The sequence below is a fragment of the Streptomyces sp. NPDC052701 genome (genome assembly GCF_040678355.1).
In the GTDB taxonomy this organism is placed as follows: domain Bacteria; phylum Actinomycetota; class Actinomycetes; order Streptomycetales; family Streptomycetaceae; genus Streptomyces.
Genome location: NZ_JBFATO010000002.1, coordinates 125,914 through 148,722, shown reverse-complemented (window position 1 = coordinate 148,722; position 22,809 = coordinate 125,914). Strand labels below are relative to the sequence as shown.

21 protein-coding genes, 1 pseudogene and 1 riboswitch are annotated in these 22,809 nt (G+C 73.7%); of the genes and pseudogenes, 9 read left to right on the top strand and 13 right to left on the bottom strand.

Going from position 1 to position 22,809, the window contains the following annotated elements; translation table 11 throughout:
• Positions 1–176 precede the first annotated feature (176 nt).
• Positions 177–1,820, top strand: coding sequence for a DNA repair helicase XPB (locus AB0L29_RS03760; RefSeq protein WP_365822956.1), 1,644 nt, complete (start codon positions 177–179; stop codon positions 1,818–1,820).
• A gap of 15 nt (positions 1,821–1,835) precedes the next feature.
• On the opposite strand, the gene AB0L29_RS03755 is transcribed toward AB0L29_RS03760, so the two are convergent.
• On the bottom strand, positions 1,836–2,015 hold the full coding sequence (locus tag AB0L29_RS03755) for a hypothetical protein (protein ID WP_365822954.1): 180 nt from the start codon (positions 2,013–2,015) through the stop codon (positions 1,836–1,838).
• Between the two features lie 435 nt (positions 2,016–2,450).
• Here AB0L29_RS03755 and AB0L29_RS03750 point away from each other — a divergent pair, with 435 nt between their 5' ends.
• On the top strand, positions 2,451–4,415 hold the full coding sequence (locus AB0L29_RS03750) for a UvrD-helicase domain-containing protein (protein WP_365823423.1): 1,965 nt from the start codon (positions 2,451–2,453) through the stop codon (positions 4,413–4,415).
• 90 nt (positions 4,416–4,505) lie between these two features.
• On the opposite strand, the gene AB0L29_RS03745 is transcribed toward AB0L29_RS03750, so the two are convergent.
• Positions 4,506–5,207, bottom strand: coding sequence for a copper homeostasis protein CutC (locus AB0L29_RS03745; protein ID WP_365822952.1), 702 nt, complete (start codon positions 5,205–5,207; stop codon positions 4,506–4,508).
• Between the two features lie 95 nt (positions 5,208–5,302).
• Between AB0L29_RS03745 and AB0L29_RS03740 the strand changes: the two genes are divergently transcribed.
• Both AB0L29_RS03740 and AB0L29_RS03735 read left to right on the top strand, forming a co-directional pair.
• Positions 5,303–5,962: a hypothetical protein gene (locus AB0L29_RS03740; RefSeq protein ID WP_365822950.1), complete on the top strand. Its 660-nt coding sequence runs from the start codon at positions 5,303–5,305 to the stop codon at positions 5,960–5,962.
• 9 nt (positions 5,963–5,971) lie between these two features.
• Positions 5,972–7,048: a GNAT family N-acetyltransferase gene (locus AB0L29_RS03735; RefSeq protein WP_365822948.1), complete on the top strand. Its 1,077-nt coding sequence runs from the start codon at positions 5,972–5,974 to the stop codon at positions 7,046–7,048.
• Here the strand turns inward: AB0L29_RS03735 and AB0L29_RS03730 are convergent.
• Together AB0L29_RS03730 and AB0L29_RS03725 are read right to left on the bottom strand one after the other, a co-directional pair.
• Complete coding sequence (locus AB0L29_RS03730) at positions 7,021–7,308, bottom strand: DUF4031 domain-containing protein (protein ID WP_365822946.1); 288 nt, start codon at positions 7,306–7,308, stop codon at positions 7,021–7,023. The genes AB0L29_RS03735 and AB0L29_RS03730 overlap by 28 nt on opposite strands.
• Before the next feature lie 19 nt (positions 7,309–7,327).
• Positions 7,328–7,720 (bottom strand): hypothetical protein, encoded by a 393-nt coding sequence (locus AB0L29_RS03725; RefSeq protein ID WP_365822944.1) that lies wholly within the window; start codon positions 7,718–7,720, stop codon positions 7,328–7,330.
• A 55-nt stretch (positions 7,721–7,775) separates the two neighbouring features.
• Between AB0L29_RS03725 and AB0L29_RS03720 the strand changes: the two genes are divergently transcribed.
• Together AB0L29_RS03720 and murQ are read left to right on the top strand one after the other, a co-directional pair.
• Positions 7,776–8,711: a MurR/RpiR family transcriptional regulator gene (locus AB0L29_RS03720; RefSeq protein ID WP_365822942.1), complete on the top strand. Its 936-nt coding sequence runs from the start codon at positions 7,776–7,778 to the stop codon at positions 8,709–8,711.
• Positions 8,712–8,825: 114 nt separating this feature from the next.
• Positions 8,826–9,764, top strand: coding sequence for an N-acetylmuramic acid 6-phosphate etherase (murQ, locus tag AB0L29_RS03715; protein WP_365822940.1), 939 nt, complete (start codon positions 8,826–8,828; stop codon positions 9,762–9,764).
• Positions 9,765–9,799: 35 nt separating this feature from the next.
• Here the strand turns inward: murQ and AB0L29_RS03710 are convergent, their stop codons facing one another.
• Positions 9,800–10,339 carry a DUF6624 domain-containing protein gene (locus AB0L29_RS03710; protein ID WP_365822938.1) on the bottom strand — a complete coding sequence of 180 codons (540 nt, stop codon included), beginning with the start codon at positions 10,337–10,339 and terminating at the stop codon, positions 9,800–9,802.
• Between the two features lie 131 nt (positions 10,340–10,470).
• Positions 10,471–10,731, bottom strand: a complete 261-nt coding sequence (locus AB0L29_RS03705) for a hypothetical protein (protein WP_365823453.1) — start codon at positions 10,729–10,731, stop codon at positions 10,471–10,473.
• A 54-nt stretch (positions 10,732–10,785) separates the two neighbouring features.
• On the opposite strand from AB0L29_RS03705, the pseudogene AB0L29_RS03700 reads away from it, so the two are divergent.
• The 3 genes and pseudogenes from AB0L29_RS03700 to AB0L29_RS03690 all read left to right on the top strand — a co-directional run.
• Positions 10,786–11,142 (top strand): annotated as a pseudogene (locus tag AB0L29_RS03700) (helix-turn-helix transcriptional regulator); the annotation flags it as partial.
• 105 nt (positions 11,143–11,247) lie between these two features.
• Positions 11,248–11,451 (top strand): DUF397 domain-containing protein, encoded by a 204-nt coding sequence (locus AB0L29_RS03695; RefSeq protein WP_365822936.1) that lies wholly within the window; start codon positions 11,248–11,250, stop codon positions 11,449–11,451.
• Positions 11,452–11,662: 211 nt separating this feature from the next.
• Complete coding sequence (locus AB0L29_RS03690) at positions 11,663–12,226, top strand: hypothetical protein (RefSeq protein WP_365822934.1); 564 nt, start codon at positions 11,663–11,665, stop codon at positions 12,224–12,226.
• Here AB0L29_RS03690 and AB0L29_RS03685 read toward each other — a convergent pair.
• From AB0L29_RS03685 to thrC, 7 genes are all read right to left on the bottom strand, one after another.
• Positions 12,159–14,369, bottom strand: a complete 2,211-nt coding sequence (locus AB0L29_RS03685) for a prolyl oligopeptidase family serine peptidase (protein ID WP_365822932.1) — start codon at positions 14,367–14,369, stop codon at positions 12,159–12,161. The two genes, AB0L29_RS03690 and AB0L29_RS03685, sit on opposite strands and share 68 nt — an antisense overlap.
• 888 nt (positions 14,370–15,257) lie before the next feature.
• Positions 15,258–16,802: a carboxylesterase family protein gene (locus tag AB0L29_RS03680; RefSeq protein ID WP_365822930.1), complete on the bottom strand. Its 1,545-nt coding sequence runs from the start codon at positions 16,800–16,802 to the stop codon at positions 15,258–15,260.
• Between the two features lie 80 nt (positions 16,803–16,882).
• Positions 16,883–18,010, bottom strand: coding sequence for an NADH:flavin oxidoreductase (locus AB0L29_RS03675; protein ID WP_365822928.1), 1,128 nt, complete (start codon positions 18,008–18,010; stop codon positions 16,883–16,885).
• A gap of 194 nt (positions 18,011–18,204) precedes the next feature.
• Positions 18,205–19,827, bottom strand: a complete 1,623-nt coding sequence (gene groL / locus AB0L29_RS03670) for a chaperonin GroEL (RefSeq protein ID WP_365822926.1) — start codon at positions 19,825–19,827, stop codon at positions 18,205–18,207.
• 471 nt (positions 19,828–20,298) lie between these two features.
• Complete coding sequence (locus AB0L29_RS03665; RefSeq protein WP_004986573.1) at positions 20,299–20,502, bottom strand: cold-shock protein; 204 nt, start codon at positions 20,500–20,502, stop codon at positions 20,299–20,301.
• Positions 20,503–20,940: 438 nt separating this feature from the next.
• Positions 20,941–21,216: a MoaD/ThiS family protein gene (locus tag AB0L29_RS03660; RefSeq protein ID WP_365822924.1), complete on the bottom strand. Its 276-nt coding sequence runs from the start codon at positions 21,214–21,216 to the stop codon at positions 20,941–20,943.
• Positions 21,213–22,502 carry a threonine synthase gene (gene thrC, locus AB0L29_RS03655; RefSeq protein WP_365822922.1) on the bottom strand — a complete coding sequence of 430 codons (1,290 nt, stop codon included), beginning with the start codon at positions 22,500–22,502 and terminating at the stop codon, positions 21,213–21,215. The genes AB0L29_RS03660 and thrC overlap by 4 nt, the downstream gene beginning before the upstream one ends.
• Positions 22,503–22,520: 18 nt before the next feature.
• Positions 22,521–22,689, bottom strand: a riboswitch (SAM riboswitch).
• Positions 22,690–22,809: the final 120 nt, after the last annotated feature.

Below are 22,809 nucleotides of genomic sequence, written 5' to 3'. Positions count from 1 at the left end.
TCGGAGCGAGCGGCCGTACAGCTCAATCCGCGCCACCCGCAGGAATGACCCGCGCCACCCGCAGGAATGAATAGACATCCTGTACGACGGGTGGCGCGCGCCATCCCGGCCTGGTGGGCGATCAGGCACACTGGACGTTCGGCCGTGCCGTCCGGCCGCATGAAAGGGTGCCGCGCGTGAATGGTCCGCTCATCGTCCAGTCCGACAAGACCCTGCTCCTGGAGGTCGACCACGAGCAGGCCGACGACTGCCGTCGGGCCATCGCGCCGTTCGCCGAGCTGGAGCGGGCGCCGGAGCACATCCACACCTACCGGGTGACACCGCTGGGCCTGTGGAACGCGCGGGCGGCGGGCCACGACGCCGAGCAGGTCGTCGACGCGCTGGTGCAGTACAGCCGCTACCCGGTGCCGCACGCGCTGCTCGTCGACATCGCCGAGACGATGGACCGCTACGGCCGGCTGACCCTCAGCAAGCACCCGGCGCACGGGCTGGTCCTGACGACCACCGACCGGCCGGTGCTGGAGGAGGTGCTGAAGTCCAGGCGGATCACCCCGCTGGTCGGCGCCCGCATCGACCCCGACACCGTCGCCGTGCACCCCTCCGAGCGCGGGCAGATCAAGCAGGTGCTGCTGAAGCTCGGCTGGCCCGCCGAGGACCTCGCCGGGTACGTCGACGGCGAGGCGCACCCCATCGGGCTGCGCGAGGACGGCTGGGCGCTGCGGCCGTACCAGAAGCAGGCCGTGGAGAACTTCTGGCACGGCGGGTCCGGCGTCGTCGTCCTGCCCTGCGGCGCCGGCAAGACGCTGGTCGGCGCCGGGGCGATGGCGCAGGCGCAGTCGACCACCCTGATCCTCGTCACCAACACGGTCTCGGCCCGGCAGTGGAAGCACGAGCTGGTGAAGCGGACCACGCTGACCGAGGACGAGATCGGCGAGTACAGCGGGACGAAGAAGGAGATCCGGCCCGTCACCATCGCCACCTACCAGGTGCTGACGACCAGGCGGAAGGGGGTCTACCCCCATCTGGAGCTGTTCGACTCCCGGGACTGGGGGCTGATCGTCTACGACGAGGTGCACCTGCTGCCCGCCCCCGTCTTCAAGTTCACCGCCGACCTCCAGGCCCGGCGCCGCCTCGGTCTGACCGCGACGCTGGTGCGCGAGGACGGCCGCGAGTCGGACGTGTTCTCCCTGATCGGGCCCAAGCGGTTCGACGCGCCGTGGAAGGAGATCGAGGCGCAGGGCTACATCGCGCCCGCCGACTGCGTGGAGGTCCGGGTCAACCTGACCGACGCCGAGCGGCTCGCGTACGCCACGGCCGAGACCGAGGAGAAGTACCGCTTCTGCGCCACGACCGCGACCAAGCGGAAGGTCACCGAGGCGATCGTGCGGCGCTTCGCCGGGCAGCAGATCCTGGTCATCGGCCAGTACATCGACCAGCTCGACGAGCTCGGCGAGCACCTGGGCGCGCCGGTGATCAAGGGCGAGACGTCCAACGCGCAGCGGGAGAAGCTCTTCGACGCCTTCCGCGAGGGCGAGATCAGCGTGCTGGTGGTGTCCAAGGTCGCGAACTTCTCGATCGACCTGCCGGAGGCGACGGTGGCGATCCAGGTGTCGGGCACCTTCGGCTCGCGCCAGGAGGAGGCCCAACGCCTCGGCCGGGTGCTGCGGCCCAAGGCCGACGGTCACCAGGCGCACTTCTACTCGGTGGTGGCGCGGGACACCATCGACCAGGACTTCGCCGCCCACCGGCAGCGCTTCCTGGCGGAGCAGGGCTACGCGTACCGGATCGTGGACGCGGACGAGCTGCTCGCGGAGAACTGAGGGCCCGCGGGGGGCTCACCTGCGGCGGACCAGGCCCGTCTCCGTGCCGTACTCGCCGAGCACGACCACGTCGAAGGCAGCGCCCAGGAACACCCTGACGGCGCGCAGGGCGTCGCCGAGGCGATGGGGGTGACCGCCCTGGAGGGCGGTCGCGCCGGACCGGCCGGGGGTCGGGGTGAAGGTCGCTGAACTCATGTCTCCAGGGTCGCTCCGGGCCCGGGGCGGGGGCATCGGTCCGCGGGCCGAACCCGCGGGGCCCGCGGGTACGCCCGCGGACCGACCCCCTCCCCCCGGGGACGGGGCCCGCGTCCCCCGGGGGGATGAGGCGGCGAAGGACCGGACGCCGCGGGGCGGGGGAGCGGCGGACGGGGAAAACGGTTGGCCTCCAGGGGAAAACGGTTGGCCCCCACCGGTGCGGCCGTCCTAGAATCTCCGCCCTTGCCCGCCTCCTCTCGGAGTGCCGCCGACCGCTCGGAAACCGGCCGGCCCCCCAGCGCCCTTCCCGCAGGTCTTCCGGAGGCACCCCCCTTGTCCACGCCGTCCACGCCGTCCACGCCGTCCACGCCCGCCGGCGATCCCCTCTCCCGCGAGCGCGCGCACCTGGCCGCGTCCCGGGCCGCCCTGCGCGCGATGCGCGAGGACGTCGAGTCCCTCGACATCAGCGACGTCGCCGCGAACTGGGTCAACGCCCAGGTCCTGCAGCGCCAGATCGGGGAGCGCATCAAGGCCCTGGCCGACCTCAGCGACACCCCGCTGTTCTTCGGCCGGCTCGACTACCTGCACGCGCCGGGCGCCCAGCGGGCCGAGGGGGCGCAGGGGGAGCGCTTCTACATCGGGCGCCGGCACGTGCACGACGCCGACGGCGACCCGATGGTGATCGACTGGCGTGCGCCGGTCTCGCAGCCGTTCTACCGGGCGTCCAAGAAGGACCCCATGGACATCGCGCTGCGCCGCCGCTTCGGCTACACCGGCGGCGAGCTCACCGCGTACGAGGACGAGCACCTGTCCGACCCGGCCGAGGCGGCGCGCACCAGCCGGCTGCTCCAGCAGGAGATCGAGCGGCCCCGCGTCGGCCCGATGCGCGACATCGTCGCCACCATCCAGCCCGAGCAGGACGAGATCGTGCGGTCCGGGCTGTCCGGCACGGTGTGCGTGCAGGGCGGCCCGGGCACCGGGAAGACCGCCGTCGGCCTGCACCGGGTCGCGTACCTGCTGTACGCCCACCGCGAGCGGCTGGCCCGCAGCGGCACCCTGGTCATCGGGCCGAACCGGTCCTTCCTGAACTACATCGAGCAGGTGCTGCCCGCCCTGGGCGAGCTGACGGTCCAGCAGGCGACGGTGGACGACCTGGTCGCGCACGTGGAGGTGCGCGGCACGGACGACGCGACGGCGGCGGCCGTCAAGGGCGACGCGCGGATGGCGCGGGTGCTGCGCAAGGCCCTGTACGCGCACGTGACGACGCCCGCCGAACCGGTCGTGGTGGTGCGCGGCTCGCGCCGCTGGCGGGTGGCGGCGTACGAACTGCAGGACATCGTCGGCGAGTTGCTGGAGCGGGACATCCGCTACGGCGCCGCCCGCGAGGCCCTGCCGCAGCGCATCGCGCACGCCGTGCTGGTGCAGATGGAGCGGGCGGGCGAGGCGCCGGACGACCGGGTGCAGGACGCGGTGGCCCGCAACAGCGCGGTGAAGGCGGCCGTGAAGGCGGTCTGGCCGGCGGTCGACCCGGCGAAGCTCGTGCTGCGGCTGCTGTCCGACGCGGACTTCCTGGCCGAGCACGCGGAGGGGATCCTCACCGCCGAGGAGCAGAAGGCGATCCTGTGGGCGAAGCCGGCGCGGTCGGTGAAGTCGGCGAAGTGGTCGCCCGCGGACGCGGTGCTGATCGACGAGGCCGCCGACCTGATCCGGCGCACGCACTCCCTCGGGCACGTCGTCCTCGACGAGGCCCAGGACCTCTCCCCCATGCAGTACCGGGCGGTGGGCCGCCGGTGCACCACGGGTTCGGCGACCGTGCTGGGCGACCTGGCGCAGGGCACCACCCCGTGGGCGACCCGGAGCTGGCGGGAGGCCCTGGCCCACCTCGGCAAGCCGGACGCGGTCGTCGAGGAGCTGACGGCCGGCTTCCGCGTCCCGGCCGACGTCATCGCCTACGCCTCGCGGCTGCTGCCGCACATCGCCCCGGACCTGACGCCGGTCGCCTCGATCCGCGAGAACCCGGGCCTGTTCGAGATCCGCGCGGTCACCGGGGCCGCCGACGTGGTCGGCGCCTGCCGCGAGGTGCTGCGCCACGAGGGCTCCATCGGCCTGATCGCCGCCGACGCCCGCGTCCCCGAGCTCGCCGGCGCGCTGGCCGCGGCGGGCGTCCCGTACCTGTCCCCGGGCGAGGAGACCACCCGGCAGACCCGTCTGACCCTGGTCCCGGCGTCCCTCGCCAAGGGCCTGGAGTACGACTACGTGGTCCTGGACGAACCCCGGGCGGTGGTCGACGGCGAACCGGACGAACGCACCGGCCTGCGCCGCCTGTACGTGGCGCTGACCCGAGCGGTGTCGGGCCTGGTCGTGACCCACGCGGCACCGCTGCCGGAGCAGTTGTCCTAGCCCTCGTCGAACTCCCGCCTGCCCCGCGACGACACGCCCCAGGACCCGCACGGCGCCGGCCGCCCGGGCCTGCGGCCGGGCGGCCGCGCGTCAGGCGGCGTCCACGGCGGCCCGCCAGGTGGCGACCGCCTCCGCCGAGACGGGCGCGCCCCAGCCCCGCGGCCGGGCCGCCCCGCCGATGTGGAAGCCGTCGATCCCGGCCGCCAGCAGGGCCGGTACGTGGTCGAGGCGCAGCCCGCCGCCCACCAGCAGCTGCTGCTCGTATCCCGGCTCCCCCCGCCGGCCCGCCTCGGCCAGCAGCGTGGGCAGGCCGTCGTCGACGCCCGCGGCCGATCCGGCCGTCAGGTACGTGTCGAGGCCGGGCAGTCCGTCGAGCTGCTTGCGCAGGGCGTCGCGGTCGGCGGCCCGGTCGATGGCCCGGTGGAAGGTCCACGGGCAGCCGTCCAGGGCGGCGACGACCCGCTCCACCGCGTCCAGGTCCACCGCGCCGTCCGCGTCGAGGAAGCCGAGCACGAACTCCTCGGCCCCGGCCTCCCGCAGCTCCCCCGCCGCGCGGACCAGCCGGTCGACGTCCTCGGGGTCCCCGGCCGCGAAACCGTCCGTCAGCCGCAACATCACCCGCAGCGGGAGGTCGACGGCGTCGCGGATCCCGGCGACCGTCGCGGCCGGCGGGGTGAGCCCGTCGGCAGCCATGTCGGTGACCAGTTCGAGGCGGTCCGCGCCTCCCGCCCGGGCCGCGACCGCGTCCTCGGCGTCGAGGGCGATCACCTCCAGAACTGCACGCTTGCTCATGGGACCCCATTCATCGGTGATCGACGGCGGCTACAGGTCTAGTCCAATCCAAGCCTACGCGCCCCTCCCCCGCCGCGACACGGGACAATGGGCGCATGGCCGATCCCGAAGCCCTGCGCGCCCGCTTCGTCCGCACCCTGGAGGCAGCCCGGGGCGGCGCCGGTCCCGACCCGGCGCCGTACGCCGACAACCTGCTGGCCCGCTGGCAGGAGCCGCAGCGCCGCTACCACACGCTCACCCACCTCGGCGCGGTCCTGGACCGCGTCGACGAGCTGGAGGAGTACGCGGCCGACCCGGACGTCGTACGGCTGGCCGCCTGGTTCCACGACGCCGTCTACCTGCCCGAGCGCTCCGAGAACGAGGAGCGTTCGGCCCGTCTCGCCGAACGCGCCCTGCCCGAGGCCGGGCTGAGCGACGAGAAGACCGCCGAGGTGGCCCGCCTGGTCCGCCTCACCGTCACCCACGACCCGGCCGGCGACGACCCCGACGGCCAGGTCCTGTGCGACGCCGACCTCGCGGTCCTCGCCTCGCCGCCGTCGGCGTACGCCGCCTACACCGCGGCCGTCCGCGAGGAGTACCACTTCGTCCCGAACGACGCCTTCCGCGCGGGCCGCGCCGAGATCCTGCGCCGGCTCCTCGCCCTGCCCCGGCTGTTCCGCACGCCGTACGGCCGGGAGAAGTGGGAGGCGACGGCGCGCTACAACCTCACGGCCGAGCTGGAAATGCTGTCGACCCCGGGGACGGCGGCCCCCTAGCCTCCCCGTATGAGGGCCATGGGCGGGGATCAGGTGGACGAGGCGGTCGCGGACTGCGTGGCGCTGCTCGGGACGGTCGTGGACCGGGACTGGGAGGCGGTGCGGGCCGGGCGGCTGGAGTGGAGCTGCCGGGCGACGGCGGTGCACGTCGCGGGCGACCTCATCGCGTACGCCGGGCAGTTGGCGGGCCGGGCGCGGGACGCGTACGTCCCCTTCGGCATCACGCTCGACGAGGACACCGGCAACGCGGGCGTCCTGGACGTGATCCGCACCACCGGCGCCCTGCTGGCCGCCGCGGTCCGCACCACCCCCCGCGAGGTCCGCGCGTTCCACCCGTACCCCTTCCGCAGCGCCGACCGCGAGGGTTTCGCCGCGATGGGCGTGGCCGAGGTCCTGCTGCACACGCACGACATCGCCGAGGGCCTGGGCGTGGCGTACGAACCGCCCGCCGGGCTGTGCGGGTCCGTCCTGACCCGGATCTTCCCGCACGTCCGGCCCGGCCCGGACCCCTGGCGGACGCTGCTGTGGGCCACCGGCCGCGGCGACCTGCCCGGCCGCGCCCCGGTCACCGAGTGGCGCTGGTGCAACAACCTGGTGCTCCCCGCCGACCGGCTCACCCTCCAGGGCGTCACCCCGGCGGCCGCCCTGGACCTGTCGGCGGGCGGCGACGGCGGTTTCGCGTGGATCGCGGGCGGGCCGATCGGGGGCACCCGGGAGGGCGCGGGCCTGGTGGTCAAGCAGTACGAGGCCGGGGTGCTGCGCCCGGAGTGGGGCATGTACGCGCTCGTCCGCCGCGAGGACGGCCGCGCGGTCGGCGCCATGGGTTTCCACGGCGCCCCGGACGAGGACGGCCTGGTCGAGGTCGGCTACGACCTGGTCGAGGGCGCCCGCGGCCGGGGTCACGCCACCGAGGCGCTGCGCGCGCTGTCGGCGTGGGCGCTGGAGCGGGACGGCGTACGGGCCGTCATCGCGGTCGTCGACCACGCCAACGTGCCGTCGCAGAACGTCGTCACCCGGGCGGGCTTCACCCGGGTGGCCGAGGACGGCGGGCAGTTCGTCTACGAGCTGCGCGCGTCCCGGCGCTGAACGCGCCGCTTCGGCCTGCGCAGTCCGGCCCCGTGCAGCAGCCGCACCACCTCGCGGCTGCTGACCTCCACCGCGCCGGCGCGCACCGCGTCCGCGTACCGCTGCGCGGGGAGGTCGTAGTGGTCGCGTTCGAAGGCCCGCCGGGGCAGGCCCAGTTCCTCGGCGAACGCGTGCAGTTCCTCGTACGAGACGTCGCTGACCAGGTGCGACCACAGCAGGCCGTGGCCGGGCCAGGCCGGCGGGTCGATGTAGATCGTCACGGGTCCGTCACGGGTCCCTTCACGACGAGGTGCCGCCGAGGACCGCTCCCAGTCCGCCCACCGCCGCGACCTTCACGCCCGACTTGTGGCACACCCAGTGCGGATCGGGGCCGAGTTCGGGCTCGACGTCCAGCGCGTGCGGGTCGCCCGAGCCGCACACCGGGCACAGGGGCCAGCGGCCCTTGCGCTCCAGGAGGGCGTCCTGCACGTCCTGCGCGACCAGTCCGGCCAGGTACTCCACGCCCTCGGGCCACTGTTCGACCCACCACCGCCGCTGGGCGACGGAGTCCTCGACCAGGGACACCACGTCGGCCTCGGCGACCTCGCGCGCGACCAGGTCGGCGAGCACGAGGGCGCGGGCCGCGTGCAGGGCCTGTTCCAGGGAACTGACGGAGTTGCCGGTGGGATCCATGCACCCATTGTGCGCACTCTTGACCACCCCACCGAACCGAAAATATCTTTCACACGTGACCCGCCATGTGAAGGAAATTTTCGGGAGCGGGCGGAGCGGCACCGGCGGCACACCGCCCGCGCCCGCCGCCCTCGCGGCCAAAGTGCGCACGCTGGCACCGTCGATGACCCGTTCCATGCAGCGGGTCGCCGAGGCCGTCGCGAGCGACCCGGCCGGCTGCGCGGCCCTCACGGTCACCGGCCTCGCCGAGCGCACCGGCACCAGCGAGGCGACCGTCGTACGCACCGCGCGCCTGCTGGGCTATCCGGGCTACCGCGACCTGCGCCTGGCCCTCGCCGGGCTCGCCGCGCAGCAGCAGTCCGGCCGGGCGCCCGCCATCACGACCGACATCGCGGTGGACGACCCGATCGCCGACGTGGTGGCGAAGCTGGCCCTCGACGAGCAGCAGACCCTCGCCGACACCGCCGCCGGCCTCGACACCGTCCAGCTCGGCGCGGCGGTCGCGGCGCTGGCGTCGGCCCGCCGCACCGACGTCTACGGGGTCGGCGCGTCCGGGCTGGTCGCCCAGGACCTCACCCAGAAGCTCCTGCGCGTGGGGCTCATAGCCCACGCCCACAGCGACCCGCACCTCGCCGTGACCAACGCCGTGCAGCTGCGTCCGGGTGACGTGGCCGTCGCCATCACGCACTCCGGTTCGACCGGGGACGTCATCGAGCCGCTGCGCGTGGCCTTCGAGCGCGGGGCGACGACGGTGGCCGTCACCGGGCGGCCGGACGGCCCGGTCACCCAGTACGCCGACCACGTCCTGACCACCTCCACCGCCCGGGAGAGCGAACTGCGCCCGGCCGCCATGTCGTCCCGGACCAGCCAGCTCCTGGTGGTGGACTGCCTGTTCGTGGGGGTGGCGCAGCGGACGTACGACACGGCGGCGCCCGCGCTGTCGGCGTCGTACGAGGCGCTGGCGCACCGGCACCGGAGCGGTTCGCGGTAGACCGCGAGCGCCCGCGGGGTGCGGCCTCCCCACCCCGCGCACCACGCGCAGCCCGCACACCCCGCGCAGGAAAACCCCGGAAAGCCCCGGAAAGACACCGGAAAGAGCCGTCCGATGACCTCCACGCCCCACTCCCGCGACCTCCGTGCCGAGCTGGAGTCGCTGACCACCGAGGCGTTCCGCCCCGAGCTCGCGGACATCGACCGCCTGCCCACCCTCGACATCGCCCGGCTGATGAACGACGAGGACGCGACCGTCGCCGGCGCGGTGGCGCGGCGGCTGCCGGAGATCGCCGCCGCCGTCGACGCCGTCGCCGAGCGGATGGCGCGGGGCGGGCGGCTGGTCTACGCGGGCGCCGGCACGGCGGGCCGGCTCGGCGTCCTGGACGCCTCCGAGTGCCCGCCGACCTTCAACACCGATCCCGAGCAAGTGGTGGGCCTGATCGCGGGCGGCCGTGAGGCCGTGGTCACCTCGGTGGAGGGCGCGGAGGACTCCCGGGAGCTGGCGCGGGCGGACCTCGACGCGCTGAAGCCGACCCCCGACGACACGGTGGTCGGGATCTCCGCCTCCGGCCGCACCCCGTACGCCCTGGGCGCGGTCGAGCACGCCCGGGCACACGGCGCGCTGACCATCGGCCTGGCCTGCAACCCGGACAGCCCGCTGGCGGCGGCGGCCGACCACGGCATCGAGATCGTGGTGGGCCCGGAACTGCTGACCGGCTCCACCCGTCTGAAGGCCGGCACGGCCCAGAAGCTCGTCCTCAACATGCTCTCGACGATCACGATGATCCGCCTGGGCAAGACGTACGGGAACCTGATGGTCGACGTCCGGGCCTCCAACGACAAGCTGCGGGCCCGCTCCCGCCGTATCGTCGCCCTGGCCACGGGCGCCTCGGACGACGAGGTCGAAGCGGCCCTGGCGGCCACGGACGGCGAGGTGAAGAACGCCGTCCTGGCCATCCTGGCCGAGGTGGACGGTCCGACGGCGGCCCGGCTGCTGGCGGAGTGCGGCGGCCACCTGCGCGAGGCGCTGGCGGCGGCGGCGAAGGGCTGAACCCCGGCACGGCGGCCTCCGGGGCGGTCACCGGCTCACTGCGCCCCCGCGCCCCCGGCCCCGGCCCCGGCCGGCGCGTGCTTCGCCACGTACTCGGCGTACGGCTCGATGCCGACGCCCGCGCGCAGTTCGTCCACCCGGTCCGGCTCCGCGCACGGCCACGGAACGGGCGAGCCGTCCTCCCGCACGCCCGCGATCTGCGTGCCGTAGATCTGCTCGCGGCCCTCGTTGACGAGGGTGCGGTCGCGCAGGAAGGCCAGCTCGCGCGGGGCCGCCGCGCCCGCCTGGACGGCCTGCTCCAGCAGCCGCAGCGCCCGCCGCTGGACGTGCAGCTGGCGGTCGGCGTGCTGGGCGATCAGCCAGGCGGCCCGGGCCGCCTCCTCGCCGACGAGGTCCGCCGTGGGCCAGCCGTACTCGTCCATGATCTCGTCGAGCCGGTCGCCGTGCCGGGCGGTCAGGCGCCGCCAGGCGAGCTGCTCGGCCGGGTCGTCGCTGGTGCCGCAGGCCACCGTCCGGTGGTCGGCGGCGGCCATGGCCGTCAGTTCCTCCGCGAGGGCCGCGAGGTCACGGGACATCTCAACTCCTTTTCTGTCCAGGGAGGTTGAGAAAACCCTAAGGTCGTTCACGCCCCTCGAAGATCATTCTTCGGGACGGTGACGCACGCCCCCGGGCGCTGGGATACTGGATGTACCCCCACCGCCCGGCTTCACCTCCGATCACCCTCCCGGTCGACCTGCCGCACCCGCGCCCGCAGCGCCTCCCCCACCGGCATCGAACGCAGCACGTCGGTCAGGTGCTCGGCGGTCCGCACGTTGCACCGCCCCAGGTCCACCAGCGCGAACGGTTCGTCGCTCGCACCGGTCACCGGATCGACGCCCAGCGACGGCAGCACGACACCCACGCGCGCGAGCGCCTCCCGCAGCGACTCCACGATCTCCTCGGTCGAGCGCACCTGTCCTACCTCCACGCAGAGTTCCCTGTTCACCACACAGCGTTGATTTCCTACCCCTAACCTGGCCATATACGGCGTCCCGACAACCCCACGTGTACGACAGGGAGTCGCCCGTGCCCGGACCCGGGGGACCTCGCCCCGTCCTCCTCCCCTCGCGCACTCCTGGGCGCCGAACCCCGCCGCGCCCGCGAGAAGGCCGGCCCGAGCCAGGAGGAGCCGGGGCGGCGGCTGTCCGTGAGCGGCTCGTTCATCGGGCAACTGGAGGCGGGCACACGGCGGATGCAGCCGGAGTACGCGCGGTTGCCGGACGAGGCGCTGGGGACGGGCGACTTCTTCTCGCGCACCTGCGGGACGGCGGCGAAGTCGAAGTACCCGGAGCACTTCGCGGAGGCGGTGGAGGCGGAGGCTCAGGCTTCGGCGATCAGGCCGTCGTCAGACACCAGAGGTTCACTTACGAACTCCTCACGGCCTGCGCACTTCCGCCCGGGAAGTCCCTGGCTCTGATCGAGGGCACGGCACAGGATTGCGCCCATGAGGCGCATGACTGAGTACGACCTGGACACGGCCATCTGGCACAAGTCCAGTTACAGCGGCGGCGACTGCCTGGAAGTCACCCACGACCTCCCCGCGGTCGTCCCCGTCCGGGACTCCAAGAACCCCGGCGGCCCGAAGCTCGCGTTCCGGGCCGCGGCCTGGGCGGCGTTCGTCGCGAACCTCAAGGACGAGGCGGCCTGAGCTCCAGGAGCCGAGCTCCGAGCCCTCTTTCCTAGGAACGGGTGGAGGGTCCCGACGCGCCCCTGCCGGCCGCACGGTCCACGCCCGCGCGGCCGGGATCGCGCCGCGATGTCGCGGCGGCGGCAGGAGGGGGCGCCCGCATGACGGCCGCACCGCACACTGGATACCGAGAGACCCGAGGACCACACCGACTGACCGGAACCCCACCACGATGAACCACGCCCAGCTCACCGCCCTCGGCCGTGCCCTGCGCCTCCTCGGCGAGCACGGCGAAGCCCTCGCCGCCGACACCCCGGACGCCAAGCTGCACGAGGTCAGGGCGGACCTGCGGCGTGCCCTGGACCTGCTGGAGGAGAGCGTCACGACGGCCGCCCCCAGCACGCGCTGCCCCGAGCACCCCAACGGGCCGGTCGACGAGAGCGCCCCCGACCTGTGCCTGCTGTGCGAGACCCGGCGGCGTGCGGCCCGGCGCGCCGAGTTCAACGGCCCCGCCCTGCCTCCCCCGCCCACCGAGCCCGCCCCGTCCCGCTACGGCGTGCGCGGCGACCGCCCCCAGCCCCAGCAGCGCTGGCTGCCGGAGCTGTGGAACGGCCAGGCGTGGCAGCTGTGCGGCACCCCGCGCCGGGACCGCCGCGAGGCCGAGCTGTACGTCGCCGCCCAGCTGCGCGGGCCCCGGCCCGCCATGGCCTACCGGGTCGTGCACGAGTTCACGGACTACGAGGTGCTGCGCGTGTGGGGGAAGCCGGTGCGGATGGACATCGAGCCGATGGGCTAGACGCGCTTGCCGGCGGGCCGGGTTCACCGGGCTCGCCGGGTCCGGGGGAGGGCCGCAGCCCGGTGTGGGCGGCGAGGAAGGCGAGCGCGTCGGCTTCCGTGTCGATCCAGCCGCTGACGGTGCGGGGACCGTGGCCCACGCCGTCCTCGCAGCGCAGGACGACGGGTGCGCCGCTGCCGGTGGCGTGCTGCAGGGCGGCGGTGAACTTGCGGGTGTGGGCGGCGTCGACGCGGGGGTCGGTGCGGCCGGTGATCAGCAGCACCGCGGGATAGGGGGTGCCGGGCCGTACGCGGTGGTAGGGGGAGTAGCCGAGCAGGACGGCGAGGTGGCCGGGATCGTCGGGGTCGCCGAACTCGTCGATCCACCAACGGCCCAGTCCCAGACGGGGGTAGCGGACCATGTCGGCCGGGGCGCCGGAGCAGACGGCCGCGGCGTAGAGACCGGGATTGCGGGTGATCGCGACGGCGGCCATCAGACCGCTGTGCGAGGCGCCCTTGACCGCCAGCCGGGCGGGGGTGGTGACGCCCTCGGCGATCAGCCACCGGGCGGCCGCCGCGTAGTCGGCGAACGCGGTCGGCTTGTTCACACCGCGGCCGGCCGCGTGCCAGGTGGCGCCCAGTTCCCCGCCGCCGCGCACCCCGGCGATGGCGTAGGCGCCGCCGGCGGCGACCCAGGACAGGATGGTGGGCGAATAGGCGGGGGCCGCGGTGGCGCCGAAGCCGCCGTAGGCGGTCAACAGGGTCGGGCGCGGGCCCAGGGCACCGTCGGCGGGCGTGACGAGGAACAGCGGTACCTCGGTGCCGTCCTCGGAGAAATAGGTCACCTGGCGCACCACGGCAGGGGGCCGGCCGCAGCGCGACGACTCGGCCGGGTCGCGGTCGGCAGGGGACGGGGTGTCGAGGCGGCAGCGCCGGTCGCCGAGGTCGAAGCGGTGGACCGCGGGGGCCGTGACGAAGTCGGTGTACGTGAACCAGGCCCGGTCCGGCTCACCGGGCGGCACGGTGAGTTTCATGATCGTGCCGCAGCCGGTCCCCGGGGTCTCGATGTCGGCCAGCGGGCGGCCGTCGCCGTCGTGCAGCGACAGGCCGGCCACGCCCCGCCGCGCCGAGCTGACCAGGAAGCGCGTCGCCCCGGTGCCGGGCTCCACCAGGGCGGCGCAGGCGGAGAGCACCGTGTCCGGGTCCGGAGTGATCAGCGGCGTCCACGCCGCGGCGTGCGGGCGGGCGGGGTCGACGCGGCAGACCCGTCCACCGGGCGCCCCCTCGGTGGTGATCGCGTACAGCAGGCCGCGCGGACCGGACTTGACCAGCGCCTGGACTCCCGTGGCCGTGCCGTCGTGCACCGGTCGCAGACCGGGGGCGTGGGCGGGCGCGGCGGTCAGGTCGGCCAGGTGGACCTGGTTGCCGCACTGCGCGCCCGGCGCGCAGCTCACCGTCAGCCAGCGCCCGTCCGCGCCGACGGACACCGACAGCTGCCGGGCGCCGGTGGTGAACACCACCGGGTCCTCGCCCGGCTCCCGGGGCGAATCCAGCAGCCGCAGCCGCACCTGCCGGTCCCCTTCGGCGGGGCAGGTCACGTAGTAGAAGCCGGAGTCGTCGGGCAGCCAGGCCACCGCAGTGCCGCGGCCCGGACGCACCGGGGGCCCGACCCGGCGGCCGTCGGCCACGTCCACCACCGTCAGCACGGGTGCCTCGCTGCCGTGCGCCGAGACCTGGTACGCCAGCAGCCGGCCCGACCAGGACGGCCGCCACGCGTCCAGCGCCGTGCGCCCGGACGGGTCCAGCGCCACCGGGTCGACCACCACCCGCTCGCCCCGCCCGGCCGTGGCGGCCACCAGCACGGGGTGCTCGTGCTCCGCGCCGCGCCGCAGGAAGAACCGGCGCTCCCCCCGGCACACCGGCGGCGACACGGCCGGCACCGCCGCGTTGCCCGCCTGGAGGAACCGCCGCATCAGCGACCGGAACACCGGCCGCGTCTCCCAGGTGCCCGCCTGCGCCGCCAGCCACCGCTCCTGCCCGGCCAGCCACTCCTGGCACGCGGGATCGTCCGCCGACTCCAGCCACCGGTACGGGTCCTCGACCCGGTGACCGTGCAACTCCTCCACCACCGCGTCCCGCCGGGCCGACGGCTGCGCTTCCCTCAACGGGCCCCCTCGACGAAGTCGCGCGGCGGCCCGGTCGGGGGCCGCCGCGCGGAAGGAACAAGTCAGTCGTCGTCGCCCGCGGAGAGGACGATCCGCCAGTCGGCCAGGACCGCCACCTCGTCCGCCAGGATGAGGGGATCAAGAAGGCCGGGAAGCTCGTTCACGAGTTTCTCCTTTCATGGTTTTGCCCGTCTTGTTCAATGCCCGCGCCCGCCCACCGGGAGACTCCTCGGTCCGGGTGGGACCGGCCGCCGCACAGGACGCGCGGCGGCCCGGCGGGCCGTCGTACGGCAGGACGGATCAGTCGTCGTCGCCCGCGGAGAGGGCGATCCGCCAGTCGGCCAGGACCGCCACCTCGTCCGCCGGGATGATGGGATCAAGAAGGCCGGGAAGCTCGTTCACGAGTTTCTCCTTTCATGGTTTTGCCCGTCTTGTTCAATGCCCGCGCCCGCCCGCCGGGAGACTGCCCCGTTCGGGTGACCCTGGCCGGGACCGCCCGTGCACCCACGTCACGCCCCGTGCTCCACCGGTCGGCCACCCGCGCCCGCGTCCGCGGCACCTCCTCCCGCGCCGTGGGCTCCAGCGACTCCGGCGGACAGTCCCCCCTCCCGGCCGCCGCCGGCCGGACGCGCCTGCACCCGCCCGCCGACGCGCCCCCTCACTTCCCCGAGCCGCCCGTCCCGTGCATCCACGGCATGCGTGCCGACCGCCGGACGCTCCCCGCGCAGCACCGGCGCCGGCCGCTGGGCCGTACGGGCATGGCAACGCCCCGGCTCCACCGGGGCGAACGGCTCCTCGCCCGCCCCGGTGACCGGGTCCACGCACAGAGCCGGCGGCACGACCCCGGCCCCGAGGGGGCCTTGCGCAGGGCGGCCTTCGTCGACGGCCTCAAGCGCCGAGGCCGGAGCCGGAGTCCAGCAGCGGCAGCGCGGCGAACTCGTACCCCTCCCACAGGCGGCGGGTCGTCTCCTCCGGGTAGGGGGCGACCACCGGCTCCGCGTCCAGCACCTGCACCAGGCGCCGCTCGGTGTCGTACGCGGGCCAGCCCGGGTCGCCGGTGCGGGCGAACGCCGACCAGGAGGCGCGGAACCGGGACGACAGCGCCCGCGCCTCCTCGGAGGGCTCGTCGCGGCCGAAGAACAGCAGGCCCAGGTCGGCGTGGAAGGTGCCGAAGAGCAGCGGCAGGTCCAGGCCGTGGGCGGCGCCCAGGACACCGCCCACGGCCGGGGCCGGCCAGGTCAGTTCGTAGACGTGGGCGCGTCCGCCGCCCGTGACCTGCGCCTCGGCGAGGCGGAGTGAGGGCATCGCGAACAGCCAGTCGGTCTGGACGCGTTCGTGCAGCTCGCCCGGCGAGGCGTCGGGGAACGCGGCGCGGTAGGCGGCCTCGCCGTCCGCGCCCGGCGCGTACCGGCGCAGGGCCTGCGCGGCCTGTTCCCCGGTGGCCCGGCCCAGGCGTCCGGCGACGGCGGTGAACAGCCGGAACTCGTCGCGGTTGTGGCCGACGAGCAGGTCCACGCCGCGGGCGGCCCCGGCGGCCAGGGCCCGCCACGGGGCGGCCGGCAGCACCTCGCCGTCGACGACGGGCGCGAACGGCGTGCGGGTGGGCGCGGCCTGGCCCCAGCGGTCGGCGTACTGGAGCATCTTGGCGCCCAGGGCCTCCCCGGCGGCGGGCAGCTCCCGGGGGTCGACGGTGGACAGGTCGGCGGCCGTGGGGCGCAGGCCCGCCTCGGCGGCGAGGGCCCTCGCCATGTCGCGGGCGAGCTCGTCGGAGAAGTACGTGCCGGGCAGGCTCTGGACGACGGCCCGGCGGAACAGTCCGGCCGCGCGCTCCATGGCCAGCAGCGCGGCGATCGAGCCGGCCCCGGCCGACTCGCCGAAGACGGTGACCCGGTCCGGGTCGCCGCCGAACGCGGTGACGTTGTCCCGGACCCACTCCAGCGCGGCCACCTGGTCGAGCAGGCCCCGGTTGGCGGGCGCCCCCTCGATCCGGGCGAACCCCTCGAAACCCAGGCGGTAGTTGACGGTGACGACGACGAGGTCGCCGTCGCGGGCGAGCAGCCGGGCGTCGTAACCGGGGCTGCCGGAGTGGCCGAACCGGTAGGAGCCGCCGTGGATCCACACCATCACCGGGCGGCGGGCCGCCGGGTCCGGGTCGGGCGTCCAGACGTTGAGGGTCAGCCACTCGTCGCCGGCCGGCAGGGCCCGCAGGGCCTCGCGGCCCGCCAGGCCCGCCGCCTCCTGCGGGGGCGGCGGGCCGAAGGCGTACGCCTCGCGTATGCCGTCCCAGGGCCGGGGCGGGCGCGGGGCGGCGAACCGGGCCTCCCCCACCGGGGGCGCGGCGAACGGGATGCCGCGGAACACCGCCAGGTCCTCTTCCCGCCGCCCGCGCACCGCACCGGAGGCGGTCCGCACCACGGGATCGGTCGTCGTCATCGAGTCCTCCCTCACCAGGTGCCGCCGAACGAGCGGCGGCCGGCCGTCCGGGGGACCCTATGCCGTGGTGCGGACGCGGCTCAGCGGAGGGTCTTGAGCGACGCCGGGTCGTACGGCGCCAGTTCGTCGAAGCGGCCCGCGAGGACCTTCTGCGCCCACCGCGGGTCCTGGAGCAGTGCCCGGCCCACGGCCACCAGGTCGAACTCCTCGCGCTCCAGGCGGTCCAGGAGGTTGTCGAGGTCGCCGACCCCGGCGCCCTGGCCCTGGAACGCCTTGATGAAGTCGCCGTCGAGGCCGACCGAACCGACCGTGATGGCGGGCTTGCCGGTGAGCTTCTTCGTCCAGCCGGCCAGGTTCAGGTCCGAGCCGTCGAACTCCGGCACCCAGTACCGGCGCGTCGAGGCGTGGAAGGCGTCCACACCGGCCGCCGCGAGCGGGGTCAGGATCGCCTCCAGCTCCTCCGGGGTCTCGGCGAGGCGCGCGTCGTAGGCCTCCTGCTTCCACTGCGAGTAGCGGAAGATCACCGGGAACTCGGGCGAGACCTTCTCGCGGACGGCGGCGACGATCTCCGCCGCGAACCTGGTGCGGGCCACCGGGTCGCCGCCGTAGGCGTCGGTACGGCGGTTGGTGGCCGCCCACAGGAACTGGTCGATGAGGTAGCCGTGGGCGCCGTGCAGCTCCACACCGTCGAAGCCGATGCGCTCGGCGGCCGCGGCGGCCTCGGCGAAGGCGCCGACGACCTCGTCCAGGTCGGCCTGGGTCATGACCTTGCCGGTGGGCTCGGTCGCGCCGATGCGCAGACCGGAGGGGCCGACGGCGGGGGCGTCCGGGAAGGGCGGGTCGCCCTGCTCGCGGACCATGCCGATGTGCCACAGCTGCGGCACGATGGTGCCGCCCGCCGCGTGCACGGCCTCGGCGACCTTCGCCCAGCCCGCCAGCTGCTCCTCCCCGTGGAAGCGCGGCACCCGGTCGCTCTGCCCGGCCGAGGCGTGGCCGACGTACGTGCCCTCGGTGACGATCAGGCCGACGCCCGCGGCGGCGCGGCGGGCGTAGTAGGACGCCACGTCCTCGCCGGGCACCCCGCCCGGGGAGAACATGCGGGTCATGGGCGCCATCGCGATGCGGTTCGGGACAGTTAGACCGTTGATGGAGGCCGGCCGGGAGAGGATGTCGGCGGCGCGGGAGGCGGCGGACTCGGAGACGGTCACTTCGGGGCTCCTCGGGGTGAACCAGGTGGTATGTGCGCATGCATTCACCGCACTCCCAGGTCAACCCGGCCGCCGCGGGGAGGCATTCCGCCCGGCCCGCGCGTCACCTTGTGATCCCGGACACGCCCGAGGGCGGCACCCCCTGCGTCCAGGGGGTGCCGCCCTCGGTCAGGACGGGTCCGATCCGCGCGGGATCAGAAGTCCATGTCACCGCCCGGCATGCCGCCGCCGGCGGGCGCGGCGGCCTTCTCCGGCTTGTCGGCGATGACGGCCTCGGTGGTGAGGAACAGCGCGGCGATGGAGGCGGCGTTCTGCAGCGCGGAACGGGTCACCTTCGCCGGGTCGATGATGCCCTCGGCGACCAGGTCGACGTACTCGCCGGTCGCGGCGTTCAGGCCGTGGCCCGGGGTCAGGTTGCGCACCTTCTCCACCACGACGCCGCCCTCGAGGCCGGCGTTGACGGCGATCTGCTTCAGCGGGGCCTCCAGCGCGAGCTTCACGGCCTGGGCGCCGGTCGCCTCGTCACCCTCCAGCTCCAGCTTCTCGAAGACCTGCGAGGCCTGCAGCAGGGCCACGCCACCACCGGCGACGATGCCCTCCTCGACGGCGGCCTTCGCGTTGCGGACGGCGTCCTCGATGCGGTGCTTGCGCTCCTTGAGCTCGACCTCGGTGGCGGCACCGGCCTTGATGACGGCCACGCCGCCGGCCAGCTTCGCCAGGCGCTCCTGCAGCTTCTCGCGGTCGTAGTCGGAGTCGCTGTTCTCGATCTCGGCGCGGATCTGGTTCACGCGGCCCTGGACCTGCTCGGCCGAGCCGGCACCGTCGACGATGGTGGTCTCGTCCTTGGTGATGACCACCTTGCGGGCCTTGCCCAGCAGGTCGAGGGTGGCGTTCTCCAGCTTGAGGCCGACCTCCTCGGAGATGACCTCGCCGCCCGTGAGGATGGCGATGTCGCCGAGCATGGCCTTGCGGCGGTCGCCGAAGCCCGGGGCCTTGACGGCGACGGACTTGAAGGTGCCGCGGATCTTGTTGACGACCAGGGTCGACAGGGCCTCGCCCTCGACGTCCTCGGCGATGATCAGCAGCGGCTTGCCCGACTGCATGACCTTCTCCAGGAGCGGGAGCAGGTCCTTGACGGAGGAGATCTTGGAGTTCGCGATCAGGATGTACGGGTCGTCGAGGACGGCCTCCATACGCTCCATGTCGGTCGCGAAGTACGCCGAGATGTAGCCCTTGTCGAAGCGCATACCCTCGGTGAGCTCCAGCTCCAGACCGAAGGTCTGGGACTCCTCGACGGTGATGACGCCTTCCTTGCCGACCTTGTCCATGGCCTCGGCGATCAGCTCGCCGATCTGGGTGTCGGCGGCGGAGATGGAGGCCGTGGAGGCGATCTGCTCCTTGGTCTCGACGTCCTTCGCCTGCTCCAGCAGGGCGGCGGAGACGGCCTCGACGGCCTTCTCGATACCGCGCTTCAGAGCCATCGGGTTGGCGCCGGCGGCGACGTTGCGCAGGCCCTCGCGCACGAGCGCCTGGGCGAGGACGGTCGCGGTGGTCGTACCGTCACCGGCGACGTCGTCCGTCTTCTTGGCGACTTCCTTGACCAGCTCGGCGCCGATCTTCTCGTACGGGTCCTCGAGCTCGATCTCCTTGGCGATGGAGACGCCGTCGTTGGTGATCGTGGGCGCGCCCCACTTCTTCTCGAGGACGACGTTGCGGCCCTTGGGGCCGAGCGTCACCTTCACGGCGTCCGCGAGCTGGTTCATGCCGCGCTCGAGGCCGCGCCGCGCCTCCTCGTCGAACGCGATGATCTTGGCCATGTGAAGTGGTCCCTCCAGGACTGGGGGTGATTACTTCGGACCGCGCCCGCGCCCGCGACGGACGGCCCCGACCGGAGAGGGCTCCTTGCCCCGCCCGACCCGTGGCCTCACCGACCCGGTCCTTCCAGCTGTCACTCTCACCTTCAGAGTGCTAACGCCAATGATTAGCACTCGCCCCTGTCGAGTGCAAGCGCCTCCGGGGGTCGGAGGGGGCGCTCAGCCGCGCGCGAACAAGGCGCGGGGGCAGTGCGGGGAGGGCTCCGGAGACGGTATGGAGAGGGCGCCGGAGACGGTGGGGGGAGGGTCCCGGAGACGATGGAGGGAGGGTCCCGGAGGCGGCGGAGGGTCCCGAGGGCCGGGCAGGGGTGCGGGGTCCGGGGAGGCGTGCGGGGTCCGGGCAGGGCGAAGGGCCCGCACCCCGGGGTGCGGGCCCTTCGTCGGAAGCAGATTCGCCTGCGGTCGGTCGCGCGTTCAGGCAGTGACGCGAACCATGTCGGCCTGCGGGCCCTTCTGGCCCTGCGAGATCTCGAACTCGACCCGCTGGCCCTCTTCCAGGGTGCGGTAGCCGTCCATCTGGATCGCGCTGTAGTGGACGAAAACATCCGCACCACCGTCGACCGCGATGAAGCCGTACCCCTTCTCCGCGTTGAACCACTTGACGGTGCCCTGAGCCATGCCTAACTCCCCTATTACTGGCCCTTGCACAGATCCACACTTCGCGGATCCGGGTCAGACCTCACCCCCCACGGTGGGGGCGTGCGCCGGAACGCGTCGACCGCGGCCGAATGTATCTGTCCAACTGCCGTCTGCAACAGGTCAGTCGGACGAGAATTCCGGACGCACCCAGTCCGGAATGTGGCGAGAATTCGCCTGAATTCAGGGCAAGCCGGGCCGTACACATGGCACAAAAGCCGCGAAAGACGCCCACACTTTGGCTACATATCGTCGGGCGCGCGGCAGGAATTCGAAGTTCCCGATCAAGGGACCGGCATCGTGTTCCCCAACTGTACCGCGCTCAATCACACTGAATTGCCCCCTCCGCTTCTCTCGCGGAGGGGGCAATTCAGTGAACTCTCGGTGACGTCGCTTACCGAAGGTAACGAGCAGTCCCGGTCAGCCTCCGGCGACCGCCGGGATGATGGACACGCCGGCGCCGTCCGGGACGGCCGTCTCCAGGCCCTGCTCGAAGCGGACGTCGTCGTCGTCGACGTACACGTTGACGAAGCGGCGCAGCCTGCCCTGGTCGTCCAGGACCCGGGCGGCGATGCCCGTGTGGTTCTTCTCCAGGTCCGAGATGACCTCGGCCAGGGTCGCGCCCTCGGCGGTCACCTCGGCCCGGCCGCCGGTGTAGGTGCGCAGGATGGTGGGGATGCGGACGGTCACGCTCATGCGAGGCCAGCCTCTCGGAAGGAGTCCAGGGTCGGGCGGATGGTGGCGGTCAGGCCGGTGCCGGCCACCGCGTCGAGGGTCTTCAGGCCGTCGCCGGTGTTCAGCACGACGGTCGTCTTCGTCGGGTCGAGGACGCCGTCCTCGATCAGCTTGCGCGTCACGCCGACCGTCACGCCGCCCGCCGTCTCGGCGAAGATGCCCTCGGTCCGGGCCAGCAGCCTGATCGCGTCCACCACCTGCTCGTCCGTCACGTCCTCCACGGCACCGCCGGTGCGGCGCGCGATGTCCAGGACGTAGGGGCCGTCCGCCGGGTTGCCGATGGCCAGGGACTTGGCGATGGTGTTCGGCTTCTGGGGACGCACCACGTCGTGGCCCGCCTTGAAGGCGGCGGAGACCGGCGAGCAGCCCTCGGCCTGCGCGCCGAAGATCCTGTACGGCCGGTCCTCGACCAGCCCGAGTGCGATGAGCTCCCGCAGCCCCTTGTCGATCTTGGTGAGCTGCGAGCCGGAGGCGATCGGCACGACGATCTGGTCCGGCAGCCGCCAGCCGAGCTGCTCGCAGATCTCGTACGCCAGGGTCTTGGAGCCCTCCGCGTAGTAGGGCCGCAGGTTGACGTTGACGAAGCCCCAGCCCTCGCCGGCCGGGTCGCCGATCAGTTCGGAGCAGAAGCGGTTGACGTCGTCGTAGGTGCCCTCGATGCCGACCAGCTCGCCGCCGTAGACGGCGGCCATGACGACCTTGCCCTGCTCCAGGTCGTGCGGGATGAACACGCAGGAGCGCAGGCCGGCGCGGGCGGCGGCGGCGCCGACGGCGCCGGCCAGGTTGCCGGTGGAGGAGCAGGACAGGGTGGTGAAGCCGAAGGCGCGGGCGGCTTCCAGGGCCTGGGCGACGACGCGGTCCTTGAAGGAGTGCGTCGGGTTGCCGGAGTCGTCCTTCACGTAGAGCCCGCCGGTCACGCCGAGCTCGCGCGCCAGGTTGTCGGCCTTGACCAGCTTGGTCCAGCCGGGGTTGAGGTTGGGCTTGCCGGCCACGTCGGCCGGGACCGGCAGCAGCGGCGCGTAGCGCCAGATGTTCGCGGGGCCCGCCTCGATCCGCCTGCGCAGTTCCTCGGGCCGGTGGGCGGAGAAGTCGTAGGCGATCTCCAGCGGGCCGAAACACTCCTCGCACGCGAAGACCGGGCCGAGGGGGACGCGGTGGCCGCATTCGCGGCAGGACAGCGCCGCGGCGGGGCCCAGGTCGACGGAGGCGGCGGAATCGGTGGTGCTTGCAACGGTCTGCACAGCCATGTGAGGCGAGGCCCTTTCTCCTCATCTTCCTCACGACGCATCTCGTCGTGAGACGGATTTGGCACCTTCCCTAGCCGGGAGCCTCGCCGAGCGGTCCGCCGTGCGCGCACAGCGGCCGGAACGAGAACCGGCTGGAGGGTTGCCGGGGCTTCATCGGGCCGTGTCCCTCTGCCCCTCTGGATGAGCTGTATGTGGTTGTGAAACGGCGGTGACCCCCGACATGCGATGGTCATCCGCGTTGTCCAAGACTGTAACCGACGGCCAGGACAGTTGAGATAGTCGTCCGAACCGCGAGATGGATCACACG

Excerpts from the sequence above, each read along its gene's own strand:
- AB0L29_RS03755 (WP_365822954.1), bottom strand. The coding sequence starts at position 2,015 with ATGAGTTCAGCGACCTTCACCCCGACCCCCGGCCGGTCCGGCGCGACC.
- AB0L29_RS03750 (WP_365823423.1), top strand. The coding sequence starts at position 2,451 with ATGCGCGAGGACGTCGAGTCCCTCGACATCAGCGACGTCGCCGCGAAC.
- AB0L29_RS03745 (WP_365822952.1), bottom strand. The coding sequence starts at position 5,207 with ATGAGCAAGCGTGCAGTTCTGGAGGTGATCGCCCTCGACGCCGAGGAC.
- AB0L29_RS03740 (WP_365822950.1), top strand. The coding sequence starts at position 5,303 with ATGGCCGATCCCGAAGCCCTGCGCGCCCGCTTCGTCCGCACCCTGGAG.
- AB0L29_RS03735 (WP_365822948.1), top strand. The coding sequence starts at position 5,972 with ATGAGGGCCATGGGCGGGGATCAGGTGGACGAGGCGGTCGCGGACTGC.
- AB0L29_RS03725 (WP_365822944.1), bottom strand. The coding sequence starts at position 7,720 with ATGGATCCCACCGGCAACTCCGTCAGTTCCCTGGAACAGGCCCTGCAC.
- murQ (WP_365822940.1), top strand. The coding sequence starts at position 8,826 with ATGACCTCCACGCCCCACTCCCGCGACCTCCGTGCCGAGCTGGAGTCG.
- AB0L29_RS03710 (WP_365822938.1), bottom strand. The coding sequence starts at position 10,339 with ATGTCCCGTGACCTCGCGGCCCTCGCGGAGGAACTGACGGCCATGGCC.
- AB0L29_RS03695 (WP_365822936.1), top strand. The coding sequence starts at position 11,248 with ATGAGGCGCATGACTGAGTACGACCTGGACACGGCCATCTGGCACAAG.
- AB0L29_RS03690 (WP_365822934.1), top strand. The coding sequence starts at position 11,663 with ATGAACCACGCCCAGCTCACCGCCCTCGGCCGTGCCCTGCGCCTCCTC.
- AB0L29_RS03680 (WP_365822930.1), bottom strand. The coding sequence starts at position 16,802 with ATGACGACGACCGATCCCGTGGTGCGGACCGCCTCCGGTGCGGTGCGC.
- groL (WP_365822926.1), bottom strand. The coding sequence starts at position 19,827 with ATGGCCAAGATCATCGCGTTCGACGAGGAGGCGCGGCGCGGCCTCGAG.
- AB0L29_RS03665 (WP_004986573.1), bottom strand. The coding sequence starts at position 20,502 with ATGGCTCAGGGCACCGTCAAGTGGTTCAACGCGGAGAAGGGGTACGGC.
- AB0L29_RS03660 (WP_365822924.1), bottom strand. The coding sequence starts at position 21,216 with ATGAGCGTGACCGTCCGCATCCCCACCATCCTGCGCACCTACACCGGC.
- thrC (WP_365822922.1), bottom strand. The coding sequence starts at position 22,502 with ATGGCTGTGCAGACCGTTGCAAGCACCACCGATTCCGCCGCCTCCGTC.